Genomic DNA, 12,965 nt, shown 5'->3' with positions numbered 1-12,965 from the left:
ATGGACATGTCAGAAAAAAAAGTCACTATTCTTGTACCCAACTACAAAACACCCGAGATCACGACGATCTGTCTCCGCTTACTCAGAAAATTTACCAATCATGATCTGGCAGATGTTGTTGTTATTGATAACGACTCGCGCGATGCCTCTGTGGAATATCTCCGTAAATTAAACTGGATTCAACTGATTGAGCGAGACTGTGTGCCGGGTGAGTCCGGTGTTCAGGCCCACTCCCGGGCGTTGGATTTGGCGCTGGAAAAGGTCAAAACGCCTTATGTGCTTTCAATACATACTGATACCTTTGTTAAGCGGCATGATTGGCTGGAAGTGTTGATTGCCCAGTTTGAAGATGAAGCGGTTGCGGGGGTCGGTTCGTGGAAGCTTGAGTCAAAAAATGCTTTGCGTCGGGCTGGCATCAAGTTTGAACAATCCTGTAAATATCTGCTGCATAAACTGTTCGGTTACAAACGTTACAATCCGCACCGTCTTGATAAAAAAGCGCAATATCTGAGAAGTCACTGTGCCATGTATCGCACCGATGTTATCCGCAGTCTTGGCACGCACTTCGGGGACGGCGATGATACTGCCGGTAAACAAATGCATCACAAGATGCTGCAGGCCGGATTTAAGATGAAGTTTCTGCCCTCAGAATTTCTGGGGAAATATGTCGATCATCTCAACCACGCCACATCCATTCTCAATCCTGAACTGAGACGGGGCAGTAAAAACAGTCAAAAAGATCAGAAACTCATTCAACGCAAAATGCGAGGTATTAACGCCATGCAGATTTTGCAGGATAAGAGTATCGATAGCTGACAACAGAACATTCTCTGTATAAGTCGCTTAACTTCCAGGTAACTGATATTGAAAACGGTCTTACAACTCTGTCAGAACTATCACCAGCCTTTTCTGGACTGTACCCGCCAATACGCTGCTCTGTTTGCAGGCACGGACTATCGTGTCGTCACCGTATTTATTTGTGGTGACGAGCAGGCGAGTGTCAGACAGTCAGCCGCTGCTGATGAGGTGATTTTCCTCGGGCATCATCGTGATGAACTCGACGGCCTCAAACGCCACATACTGAGAGAGATTCGCTCAATCTGTGAGCAGTATGATTTTTCTGTTTGTATTGCTCACAGAAACAAGGCGACCTACCTGGCTTTGATGGGCACCAACTTGCCGGTATTCAGTATTCATCATGCTTTCGGCGATTTTGACCGCATCGGAAGACGCCTGCTCAGCCGTTTCTACCAAAAGCGTTTAACTTTTTTTGCTGTCTCCAATGCCGTTAGGGATGATATTCAGTGCAAATTACCATTCTGGGCGCCTGAAAAACTGCACACCCTCTACAACCGCATAGATACATCAACACTCAGCCAGCAGTTACTAGAGCGTGAACAAGCCCGTGACTTACTGGGCCTTCCTGTGGACAGCTATGTGATTGCCAATGTGGGCAGACTTCACCCTGACAAGGATCAAGCGTCTTTGATCCAAGCTTTTGCCAAGGCAAGAGCTGAATTGCCGGCGCAGTCATTGCTGGCGATCATTGGCACGGGTAAAGACCAGCCGAAGCTGGAGCGTCTTTGTGAACAGTTAGATATTGCCTCTGATGTGATTTTTACCGGCATGGTGCCCGATGCCAGAAAAGCATTCCGCGCATTCGATTTATTCGTGCTGAGTTCTGATCACGAACCTTTTGGAATGGTACTGCTGGAAGCGATGGTCGCGGGCGTGCCCGTGATATGCAGTGACTCCGGCGGCGGCCCGGAAGTGATTGAAGGTATTGGGTCGATCTTTCCCACTGGGGATGTTCAAGCCCTTGCTGCATTAATGATTAATGCATCACGTTCTGAGCAAGATCATTTGCGCTCTGGAAGAATGCGTGAACGCTTGCAATTATTCTCCGATGAGCAAGCCAGGAAAACGTTCTGGGCGATCCCCAGTGTCAGGCAGCAGCTTGGAGAGGCCTCACCAGACTCAGTCTGAACGGCGACGTCTTTCGAGCATTTCGTAGTGACTGATGAGAATAATTGGTAGCCACACCAGGACCCACTGTACATTCATTCTGGAGATAATGCCTTCACCAAAAGTCAGGCTGATCATGCCGCTGTATATCAGCACATAAGCACTCAGACGCACCGCGAGAATGTCCCGCATGCGCCAGGCAAGCATCACGGCATAAGCCAGAATCGATATCATCAATAGAAATCCGGCCACGCCCAGGTCAACCAAGGTTGCCAGGTAAGTATTGTGATAGTAATGCCAGCCATCAACACGTTTAACTGTTGATTCAATCGGTGTGTCAGACCCGGCGCCATAACCAAATAATGGTTTTTCCTGAATCAGTTCGACAGCCCCGTTCCAGATATTAAGGCGATGACTCTGGCCCCGTTCAATGTCTTTCTTAAAATAGGGCATCCCGGTCCAGATAGCGACAGACAAGACAACCACCACAGATGAAGTCACCAGCGCTTTAGTTTTCCAGGTTTTAGCTGACATCAAAAAACACAAAAAACCCACAAGTAGTGTAGCTACGATGGCCATTCTGGAGTGGGTAGCCACTACACCCGCGAACATCAATGCCACTAACAACAACAGGGTTGTCATTTGCCTTCGTGACAGGCTGGCAAAACTCAGCAGCCCAATCAGGATAATTGTCAGTGCACCATATATCGCTCCCATCCAAAGCGGATTCCAGAGGCGGCCGATGCCATGAAACCGTGATGCCAGCGTCTGCGACTCTATCAGGAAAAACCAGCACAGACTGGCTATCAACGATAGCGTACTGACGGCAATAAGGACTTTAAAAAGCCTGCTCAAGTAGTCACTGGACTGAGACAGGCTGAATCTCATTATCACCGTGAAGCAGAGTAGATAAACCACACTTTTTATCTCGCCGACTCTGTCATCCAGCGGGGTATTAAATGACCAGAAAAGACTCAGTAGGTGATATGAACTGAAAACAGCCAATAACTGAAGTAATCTTGAACCGGACAGTTGTCGCCAATTCACCTGCCGCTGAAATCCCAGCAACAATGCACCGACGACAAAAATCAGAATAAAAAACTGATAATGCAGTTTATTGGTGGGGAAGAAAAAGTAGCCTGCCAGCCAGAACATAGCTAAAAGCGGCATGACTGATGTCAAACCAGGGAGGCGACCCGGCAGGCTCTGCTCCCCGAAATCAGCTTTTTTCATAAACTCTCACTAAATCTTCCCACCTTCCATGATGGTTCCACTCTACCTGCAGCAGTAAACCATAGACTGTTGAAATTCTTGTTGTTATTTTTGCATCAAAGGCATGGCCTCCGCGCTCAATCAAGGCGCAAGTCCAACTGGCAGCCAAGATGAATGAACTTATGCTTATAGGATTGGTATACTAATCGTTTTGACCGACAAAATACATCCACTATGATCGTTTTAGGCCTGTCCGGCGCCGTCAATCACGACGCCTCCGCTGCTCTGTATATTGATGGCAAGCTGGTTGCCGCTGCTGAAGAAGAACGTTTTCTTCGTGACAAACATGCCAAAGGCAAGATGCCTTACGAGGCGACCAAATTCTGTCTTGAAGATGCAGGCATCAAGCCTGAGCAGATTGACATCGTGGCTTTCCCTTACGCTGAAATCGGCCTGAAGTCACCGGCTCGCTGGCATTATGCCAAGCGTCACTGGTATGCGCCGGATCGTGCTTTGACCGCGCTGTTCAGTGGTAACCGCCGCTACTGGCGTAATCACCGCAATGTGATGAAATTGCTGGATGATCTGGGCATTGGTTCTGAGCGGGTAAAATTTGTGCCCGTTGAACATCACCTCGCTCACGCCAGCAGTGCCTATCACCTCAGTGGTTTTAAGGAAAAAACCGCGATTATCGGCATTGACGGCAAAGGTGAATATGCCACCACTTTCTTCGGCTATGGCGAAAATGGGCGCATTCACAAGATCAAGGAATTCTACGATCCTGACTCGCTGGGTGGTATGTATGGCGCACTCACTGAATACCTGGGCTTTGAAATGCTCGATGGTGAGTTCAAAGTCATGGGCATGGCACCTTATGGCGATCCCAAGCGTTTCGACTTCTCCCGTTTGATCGACTGTAAAAATGGTGACTTTCGCGTCAATAACAAACTGGTCAACACGGTCGGCTGGCGCCGCTTCAAGAAGGATGGAAAAGGCTATTTCTTCAGCCCCAAACTGCTGGACTGGCTGGGGCCGATGCGTGAAGGCGATGAAAAAGATGAGCCCTATATCGACTACGCCGCCAGCATTCAGGCTTTGCTGGAAAAAACCGCGCTGGAACTGATTGAGTATTATCTTGGCGATATTATCCGCGAGACCGGTAAGGTGGCGTATGCCGGCGGTGTGGCGCTGAACGTCAAGCTCAACCAGCGGATTATCGCTATGCCGCATGTTAAAGAGCTTTTCGTACAGCCGGCTGCCAGTGACGCCGGTACGGCTATCGGTGCCGCCAGCTATGCCTCGCAAATGGCGGGGGTGCCCGTTGAAAAGATGGAACATGCCTACCTCGGCCCACAATACTCGACCGAACAATGTATTGAAGCCTGTGAAAATTACTCACAGCCGGTCAAGTGGCAGCGGATGCAGAATGTTGAAAGCGAAACGGCGCAAATTCTGACTGATGGCAACCCGGTTTCCTGGTTTCAGGGTCGGATGGAGTTTGGTCCACGCGCTTTGGGTAACCGCAGTATCCTGGGCAGCCCCAGTCATAGAGGTGTCGCTGATCGCATTAACGCGCAGATTAAATACCGTGAGCGCTGGCGCCCGTTCTGCCCCAGCATGCTGGACACCGTGGCGCCGGAGATTCTGCAGACCGACCATCCCAGCCCCTATATGACCTTTACCTTTGATGTCGCTGACAGCTGGAAAGACCGCATTCCCGAAGTCGTTCACGAAGATGGCACCGCACGGGCACAGATCGTCACCGAGCATACCAACCCACGATACTATGCGCTGCTGCAGGAGATGGAAAAACTGACCGGCAATGGCGTCCTGTTGAATACCTCGCTCAACCGCCGTGGTGAGCCGATGGTCTGCAGCCCTACCGATGCGCTCAACATGTTTTTCGGCTCTGATCTGCAATATCTGGTAATGGAAGATATTCTGGTCACCAAATAGCTATGCTGAACTTATCTCCGGATCTGTTAATTGCTCGTGGTTATCATCGCGAATGTTATCAGCACCCGGAAGATAAAGACCGCTGTGTAAAAATTGTCGTTCATGGTGGGACCGAGGAGACACGCCGAGAACAAGCCTATTACCGCTTGCTGGAAAAGCGACTTGGCGACTGGCGCGGTATCGCCAGATTTCATGGTAACGTTGACTCCAACCTGGGATCGGGCGCTGTATTTGACTTAATCCGAGATCAAGACAACTCGGTATCACGGACCGTTTCACAATACCTGGAAAACCCTGAACTTCTTCCACTACACCGGGAAGGCATCATTCGTGCGCTGGTGAAATTCAGAAACTATCAATTGAAAAATAATATTCAGACCATGTCACTGAAACCCTGGAACTTCGTGTACCAGTTGAATCATGACACCAGAGGCAAAATATATTTGATTGATAGTCTGGGCAACGCAGACTTTATTCCCATCTGCAGCTTCAGCGTTTTTTTCGGACAGCGAAAAATTCGCAGGAAATGGCTAAAGTTCATCAGGCTGCTGGAGCAGCACTACCCGGGGAGCGATAGCATTCAATCGTTCACTTGCCAATTAAAGACAGCACTAACAACCGGATAAATCAGCTTCTCCCATAGCCATCCGGATTGCGCTGTTGCCAGCGCCAAGCATCAGACACCATATCTTCCAAGGTTTTCTCTGCCTGCCAGCCCAGTAGCTCGCTGGCAAGTGTTACATCGGCATAGCTGACCGCGACATCACCAGCACGGCGGTCAACGATTTCATATGTAACCTGACGGCCTGATACCTGTTCAAAGGCGCTCACCACCTCCAGCACACTGTATCCCACCCCGGTGCCCAGATTGATTGGCTGACAGCAGTGAAGGTCAACGACCTCATCCAGCCAGCGTAATGCTTCCAGATGGCCACTGGCGAGGTCAGCCACATGAATATAATCGCGCACGCCAGTGCCGTCTTCAGTGGGGTAATCCCCGCCAAACACAGACAGTTTCTGTCTTTTGCCAATCGCCACCTGACTGACATAGGGCATCAGATTATTGGGCGTGGCTTTGGGATCCTCGCCGATAAGCCCACTTTCATCGGCGCCGGCCGGGTTAAAGTAACGCAACAACGCCACTTTAAGGGCCTCGGGTCTGGCCTCAACCACATCCCTGAGGATATCTTCAATCATCAGTTTGGTGCGGCCGTAAGGGTTGGTCACCGAAGTCGGTGCCTGTTCTCTCACCGGCATTGATACGTTGTCGCCGTATACGGTCGCTGAGGAGCTGAATACCAGTTTATCAACGCCAAAATCTCGCATCACCTCCAGCAGCACCAGCGTGGCCTCAAGGTTATTCCGGTAATACATCAATGGCATTTCACAAGACTCACCGACCGCTTTATAACCAGCAAGGTGAATCACCGCATTGACGTGATGCGTATTGAAAATACCCTGCAACGCCTGCTTGTCACGGCAGTCGGCCTTGTAAAAAAGCGGTTTACGCCCGGTGATTGCCTCAATGCGGTCAAGCACGAGTTCAGAGGCATTGCTGAGGTTATCGACAATGATGACCTCCATGCCCGCTCGCAGCAGCGTGACTGCAATGTGTGAGCCGATATAGCCTGCCCCGCCTGTCACCAGTACACGCTCAATCACGATATAATTCCGCCCTTTTCTTCTGCCATATCTCGAATAATTTGTGCTGCCTTATCTGGCATGCTGTATAGATCCTCTGTCGCGGCATAGCTCAGTGCCTGCTGTGACCATTGATGCAGCCGCTGCGGGTCAAGCATAGTAACCAGCTGCGCCGCAGTGGCGGCAGCATTATCAGGCTGTTTCAGAATGTCTCCGGCCTGTGCGCTTTTTACATGTTTAGCATAGCCACAGACATCCGATATCAGTACCGGTAAACCAGCCACCATCGCCTCCAGTATCACCGTGCCGGTGTTTTCCTTGCGGGCAGGATGTAACAGCAGGTCAGCGGCCAGCAAAAATTCGGGAATATCCGAGCGGCCTCCCATAAACTGAACCTGGTCGCCAACACCCGATTTATCGGCCTGTTTCTGCAGGGCACGGGCATCGCCATCACCAATCACTACCAGCCTGACTTTGCCACGCTCATCGTCCGGCATCGCTGCCAGGGCGGCAATACCGCGATCAACGCCTTTGGTTTTAAAGCCGGTGCCCACCATCAACAGCAACCATTCATCATCGTGAACGCTCAACTCGGCCCGTTTGCGCTGACGAATGGAACTGGCATCTGCAGGTCGCTGGCGATCGCGATCAATGCCGGGGGGTAAAGATATCAGCCGATGATCAGGCGTATGATAATGCTGTTTGAACAGCGCCTTTTGCACATCTGAAATCATCAGCGACACGGTGTCACTGTCTGGTCCGAACACAGCGCTTTCGCAGTCGGAATAAAACCGGACTCTGGGGGTAAACTTTAACAGACTATGCAGGGCGTGAGAGCGAGCTCTATCGATGTAACAGGGATCGGCCGCATAATATAAATCCAGCTGCGGCATTTTATTAAAGCCCACGACCAGGTCGTACTTCTCCCGCTCAAGTTGCGGTTTAACCTGATCCAGAAAAGACTGCAATTTTGCATGATTGGACAGGCCTGAAACCGGCACGATATGGACGTTCAGTTCCGAAGGCAATTCACCCTGCCACTCAATCACATACACATCAATGTGGTCGCCAGCCCTGATGCAGCTTTGCATAATCCGCATAAAATCACGGGCCAGGCCGCCATAGGGGAAATATTTAAACAGACAAACGGCTAGTTTCATTTATTGACTTACAGTCTTCATCATTGATTCAAAGCGAGCACGAAGTGCTTTATTCTGCCAATTTCTCAGAAAACGGCGCTGATCACGGGCAAAGGCTCTTTCAAAACTCCAGTCATGACGGTGCTCACGCATGGCGTCCAGATCGATAAGCGCCACTTGACCATTCTCTGTCAGCAACAGGTTGCTGGCTTTCATATCGCCGTGACTAAGCCGGTACTCATGCATCAGGCCAAAAATACGCCTAAGCTGTCTGAGCTGTGGCTCTGAGGGCGAGTGAGATGCGTAGACCCGGGACAACTCAGTCGCGTTATCCACATACTCACTGATAAGGTAAGCCTGCTTTCTGAGCGGCCCCCAGCGGTGTTCTACAAATCCCAGCACCGGCGGGGTGGCAATGCCCAACAGCGTCATCAAATTACCCTGCCGCCAGGCATTGGCTGCGCGGCTGGGCCGCCAGCAGCGTTTCAGCCAATGCCAAAGTGATTTCACATTATAACGTTTGATAACGACCCGGCGCCCTGCCAGGTTGGTGACAACAACCGTGGCGCTGTTGCCATCCTTGAGAATATCGCCCTGTTCAACCAGCCTGTCGATATCAACCACTAACTGCTCGCCGACCAGTTTGAAAAAATGCCTTTTGAAGGCATATTCCCGATCTTTGTTTTTACCATACACCGTCATCGTGCAGGGTCTGAAGCATTTGCTCAGATAGTCGTCTTTGCGCTTGTGCCAGGCTTTATCCAGCAACCCTCTGAAAGCAGCCCGTGCCTCTCTGTTGTATTCCCAGCCACGCGCCCGGTAATACAAACTCAACTTTTCCATAAGATATAGCTGTTGGTCAGGAACAAACTGGGCAAATAACCGGGCCAGATTTTTCAGGCTTGGCTTCATCGGCAGTGGCTGACCACTCAGCCCCCGCACTGAAGCCACATCAATCAGGTACAGTCCTTGCGGGCTGAGCAGAATATTATCGGTGTGAATATCCTGCTGATAAATCCCGCCCTGATGACAGCTCACCATCATTTCCAGTAGCGCCGGAATCTGCTGTGCATGATTCCCCTTCTCCAGGCTGAAGGCATCGGCATCTTCTATAAATTCGTATGCCACGGCCAAACAACCGGCAAAGCTGTCACTGATAAATCGCTCTTTCGGCACGCTGATACCAGCCTGGGTGCATAGCTTGTAACCATGCTGTTCCCGGGACAGCTCGCGCCAGCCTTTTTTATTGGGCACCAGTAACTTCAACAATAAAGGCTGCCCCTGATGCAGCGCCTTCACCACCAGTCTTCTGCCAGGGAGCAAACGCAGCACCTGCGCACAGTGATACAGCGCGCCGTCCACCTCTACATCAAAAGGGGCAACCACCTGTTTGCCACTCAGAAATTGTTGAATGGTCTCGTTCATCTGGCTTGTTGTTTGTGCCACTTTGCTAATAATGCGTCAGCGCGTTTTTCCACTTTGCGCCAGAAACCGCCCTGTTTATCGAGCGCATCGCGCAGGCTCAGGCCACTGTATATCTGGATGAATCGATAAAAGTCGCGGCTTGTCAGCTTGACTTCATGTGCCGAGAAAAGCAAAGAGCCCAGATCCTTGACCAGCCAGCGCTCAGGCACGCTCCGGCGCTGCTGCGTGCGGTGCAGGTCAATCAGATATAAAGGCGTGTCCTGCTCAAAAGAGTTGCTGTCTGCAAAGGATTTATCCAGCAGAAAATGACACAGATAATAATCCCGGTGATTGATACCTGCCTGATGCATATCGCGGCTGACCTCAGCCAGCTTTCGCAGCAGCGCCTGTTTACTCTGGAAGTCGGGCGGCGATTGCTGCCACTGTGCCCCCAAATGCTCCAGACTCATGGTATCGGTGAGCTCGTCGGTGATCACAAATGAAGCGGTTTTTGCCGGATTCCAGCCACGTTCACCAAACCCGGCCAGTTGCATGGTGCCAATACCCAGTTGGTGCAGTTTCAAAATCGCCTGCCATTCATTTCGGGCACTGATTATCGGCATTCGCAATTGGAGCAGGTTTTTGATGATCTCTGCCCAGCCGATACCGGCGTGGTATTTGAGAAAGTAGGACTGGTCGCCGATGTTGAAACGCAGCGTGCGTCGTCCCTCTTTGTCACGAAAAATCTCACCCTGAAGATCGGCCAGAAGCGCGAATACATCTTTGCCCAGCCAGGCCTGGCGCAGATCATCTCGTAAAAAAAAGGTTCGGGGCTTCATTTCGGGACTTAAATTCCTCACACTGCTCTGGCGAAAATGCCAGTGTTGGGTCTGACTTTGTTAAACTACGGCTCAAAGATACAAGATGTTATCACCACTGTCGCATTTGAGGTTAAGCCGTGTCATTCAAAGCCACTATCAGCCGTCATCAGCAAATGATTGATGGGCTGCTCAGTCTGGAACCGCAGGTCAATCAGCTTCTGCAGCGCGTCAAGCAATGTCTGCTAAACGGTAACAAGGTGCTGTTTTTCGGCAATGGCGGCAGTGCTTCTGATGCCCAGCATCTGGCGGCCGAATTTGTGGTTCGTTACCGCAAGGATCGCAAAGCCTATGCGGCGATTGCGCTGACCACTGACACCTCTATTTTAACCGCACACAGCAATGACTACAGCTTTGAAACGGTGTTTGACCGCCAGATTGAAGCCCTGGGCCAGCCCGGTGATATTGCGATCGGCCTCTCCACTTCCGGCAACAGTGCCAATGTGATCAGCGGCATTCAAACAGCAAAAAACAATCAAATCTGGACCTACGCTTTTACCGGTGACGATGGCGGCAAACTCAAAACCATTGCCGATGACTGTATCTGCGTGCCCAGCAACGAAACCGCCCGGGTGCAGGAAGGCCATATTCTGATTGGACACTGGCTGTGCGAAGCGCTGGACGAGGGTTTGCCTGATTCATGAGTCGCCAGTTACTGACCACCGATGTCGTGATAGTCGGCGCCGGTATTGCCGGACTTTGGCTACATCACCGCCTCAATGACCTGGGTTATCACGTCCTGCTTTTGGAAAATGGTGAAATCGGTCAGGGCCAGACGCTGAGCTCACAGGGCATTATTCACGGCGGCAGCAAATACGCTTTGAACGGCATTTTATCCAAGGCCTCACAGGTGATCAGTACCATGCCGGCCCGCTGGAAAGCCTGCCTGGATGGTCAGGGCGAAATTGATTTGAGCTCAGTCAAAAAACTGACCGAGCATCAACTGCTCTGGTCACAGGATCGGCTGTCTTCCAAAATGGTCTCGTTTTTTGCCAGCAAGGCGCTACGAAGCCGCATGCAATTCGTGGAGAAAAAACAGCGCCCGGCACCGTTTTCCGATCCGGCCTTTAAGGGGGCGCTGTATCAACTGGATGAACCGGTGCTGGATGTGCCCAGTCTGCTGGAATCCCTGATCAAGCCCTGGCAGGAACGAATGCTGGCGGTGCCCGCTGATGCTGATTATCAGTGGCTGAAAAACGGTGATCAGATTGAGTCTTTGCTGGTTGGCCAGCAGTTTGAGATTAAGGCCAAGCAGTTTATTTTGACCGCCGGCGAGGGCAATGAGTCCGTGATCAAATCCATGCAGCAGGAGCAACCAGCCATGCAGCGCCGGCCCCTGCAAATGCTTTTATGCAAAAGCCGTGATGCCAACAATCCACTGCCAACCATTTATGCTCACAGTCTGGGCAGTGGCTCCAAACCGATTGCCACCATTTCCAGTCACCAAGATAAAACCGGCAATGTAGTCTGGTACCTGGGCGGCAATATTGCCGAACAGGGCGTGGGCAAAGCGCCTGAGGCATTGATTGGGGAAGCACGCGTATTACTGACTGAGATCCTGCCCTGGGTTGAATTGCCAGAGTTGGAGTGGGCCACACACCCGGTCAACCGGGCCGAGCCGCAGCAATCCAACCGTAGCCGTCCTGACAGCGCGTTTGTCAGCAGTCAGGGCAATCTGCATGTGTGCTGGCCGACCAAGCTGGCTTTGGCCCCTGATCTTGCCGACCAGGCTATCTCAGCGATAGAAAAATCTGGGCTTGTAGCTGACACGCATCAAAACCCGGATTTTCCGCACCCACAGGTTGCCGCCTCACTCTGGGACCGTGCTTTTTCATGATTAAACTCAGTCAGCGAAATGCCATTGCAGATAGCGGCGTCAGTGTTTCACCGCTAGGTCTGGGCACGGTCAAGCTGGGCCGGGATAAGGCGGTCAAATATCCCGAAGGATTCAAAATCCCTGATGATAAACAGGCGCTGGACCTACTGGCGCAGGCCTGGGATCTGGGCATTAACCTGATTGATACCGCCCCGGCTTATGGCAACAGTGAGCAGCGACTGGGCAAACTGCTGCCGCAACTGCCGCATGACTGGGTGATCGCCACCAAGGCCGGCGAATATTATGATCCGGTCAGTGGTGCATCGCGCTACGACTTCAGTCCTGGATCAATTATCAGCAGCGTGGAAAACAGCCTGAAACAGCTCAATCGAGAAGTATTGGATATTGTGCTGATTCACTCGAATGGCAATGATAAACAGGTCATTGAGCAGGAGGGGGCGCTGGACACGCTGAATGAATTGAAACGTCGTGGCCTGATTCGCGCGACCGGTATGTCCACCAAAACCGTAGAAGGCGGTTTGCTTGCTCTGCAACAATCCGATCTGGCAATGGTGATGCATAATCTGCAATATCAGGATGAGCAGGCGGTGCTGGATCAGGCAGAGAAAAGTGGCAAAGGCATCTTTATCAAAAAAGCGCTGGGCAGTGGCCATATCGCCAAAGACACTGGCAGTCAGGATATCGTACAGGCCAATTTTGACTTTATCTTCAAAGAACCGGCGGTCAGCAGCGTGATTATCGGCACCATCAACCCGGCGCATCTGGCTGAAAATGTAGCTAAGGCTGTTTCTGCCATTAACAGAGCCTAACCACAGAGGCACAGAGGTTTTCTGTGCCCATCTCAAGGCACTCAGTGCGTGAGTTTCAAACGTTTGTATGGAAAAAGTTGCTGAATTTTGATGAGGTTTAAGCTCATTAGATTAAAGCTCAACA

Annotated in this window: 12 protein-coding genes; 7 read left to right on the top strand and 5 right to left on the bottom strand. The window is 51.2% G+C overall.

Translation table 11 applies throughout. The annotated features are described in order from the left end of the window. Window positions 1-6 precede the first annotated feature (6 nt). Window positions 7-816: a glycosyltransferase gene (locus Q0X64_RS13150; protein ID WP_297814015.1), complete on the top strand. Its 810-nt coding sequence runs from the start codon at window positions 7-9 to the stop codon at window positions 814-816. 48 nt (window positions 817-864) lie between these two features. Beyond that, window positions 865-1,986: a glycosyltransferase gene (locus tag Q0X64_RS13145; RefSeq protein ID WP_297814012.1), complete on the top strand. Its 1,122-nt coding sequence runs from the start codon at window positions 865-867 to the stop codon at window positions 1,984-1,986. On the opposite strand, the gene Q0X64_RS13140 is transcribed toward Q0X64_RS13145, so the two are convergent. Then, entirely contained in the window at window positions 1,978-3,198 is a 1,221-nt protein-coding gene (locus Q0X64_RS13140) for an O-antigen ligase family protein (RefSeq protein WP_297814009.1), read from the bottom strand. The two genes, Q0X64_RS13145 and Q0X64_RS13140, sit on opposite strands and share 9 nt — an antisense overlap. 213 nt (window positions 3,199-3,411) lie before the next feature. Here Q0X64_RS13140 and Q0X64_RS13135 point away from each other — a divergent pair, with 213 nt between their 5' ends. Together Q0X64_RS13135 and Q0X64_RS13130 are read left to right on the top strand one after the other, a co-directional pair. Beyond that, window positions 3,412-5,133, top strand: coding sequence for a carbamoyltransferase (locus Q0X64_RS13135; RefSeq protein WP_297814006.1), 1,722 nt, complete (start codon window positions 3,412-3,414; stop codon window positions 5,131-5,133). A 2-nt stretch (window positions 5,134-5,135) separates the two neighbouring features. Then, window positions 5,136-5,759, top strand: a complete 624-nt coding sequence (locus Q0X64_RS13130) for a YrbL family protein (RefSeq protein WP_297814003.1) — start codon at window positions 5,136-5,138, stop codon at window positions 5,757-5,759. Window position 5,760: 1 nt separating this feature from the next. Here the strand turns inward: Q0X64_RS13130 and galE are convergent, their stop codons facing one another. The 4 genes from galE to rfaP are packed head-to-tail and all read right to left on the bottom strand — an operon-like array spanning window position 5,761 to window position 10,156. Further along, window positions 5,761-6,795: a UDP-glucose 4-epimerase GalE gene (gene galE, locus Q0X64_RS13125; RefSeq protein ID WP_297814000.1), complete on the bottom strand. Its 1,035-nt coding sequence runs from the start codon at window positions 6,793-6,795 to the stop codon at window positions 5,761-5,763. After that, window positions 6,792-7,934, bottom strand: coding sequence for a glycosyltransferase family 4 protein (locus Q0X64_RS13120; RefSeq protein ID WP_297813997.1), 1,143 nt, complete (start codon window positions 7,932-7,934; stop codon window positions 6,792-6,794). Before Q0X64_RS13120 ends, galE begins: the two co-directional genes overlap by 4 nt. Then, window positions 7,935-9,338: a lipopolysaccharide kinase InaA family protein gene (locus tag Q0X64_RS13115; RefSeq protein ID WP_297813996.1), complete on the bottom strand. Its 1,404-nt coding sequence runs from the start codon at window positions 9,336-9,338 to the stop codon at window positions 7,935-7,937. Continuing rightward, a complete protein-coding gene (rfaP, locus tag Q0X64_RS13110) occupies window positions 9,335-10,156 on the bottom strand; it encodes a lipopolysaccharide core heptose(I) kinase RfaP (protein WP_297813992.1) in 822 nt (273 codons plus the stop codon). Before rfaP ends, Q0X64_RS13115 begins: the two co-directional genes overlap by 4 nt. Window positions 10,157-10,275: 119 nt before the next feature. Between rfaP and Q0X64_RS13105 the strand changes: the two genes are divergently transcribed. Genes Q0X64_RS13105 through Q0X64_RS13095 form a run of 3 tightly spaced genes read left to right on the top strand, consistent with a single transcriptional unit; the run spans window position 10,276 to window position 12,841 of the window. Continuing rightward, window positions 10,276-10,839 carry a D-sedoheptulose 7-phosphate isomerase gene (locus Q0X64_RS13105; RefSeq protein WP_297813989.1) on the top strand — a complete coding sequence of 188 codons (564 nt, stop codon included), beginning with the start codon at window positions 10,276-10,278 and terminating at the stop codon, window positions 10,837-10,839. Then, entirely contained in the window at window positions 10,836-12,032 is a 1,197-nt protein-coding gene (locus Q0X64_RS13100; protein WP_297813986.1) for an FAD-dependent oxidoreductase, read from the top strand. The genes Q0X64_RS13105 and Q0X64_RS13100 overlap by 4 nt, the downstream gene beginning before the upstream one ends. Beyond that, window positions 12,029-12,841 carry an aldo/keto reductase gene (locus Q0X64_RS13095; protein ID WP_297813984.1) on the top strand — a complete coding sequence of 271 codons (813 nt, stop codon included), beginning with the start codon at window positions 12,029-12,031 and terminating at the stop codon, window positions 12,839-12,841. Before Q0X64_RS13100 ends, Q0X64_RS13095 begins: the two co-directional genes overlap by 4 nt. Window positions 12,842-12,965: the final 124 nt, after the last annotated feature.

This window comes from uncultured Methylophaga sp. (assembly GCF_947259025.1).
In the GTDB taxonomy this organism is placed as follows: Bacteria; Pseudomonadota; Gammaproteobacteria; order Nitrosococcales; family Methylophagaceae; genus Methylophaga.
This window is presented reverse-complemented; position numbering and strand designations above follow the sequence as displayed.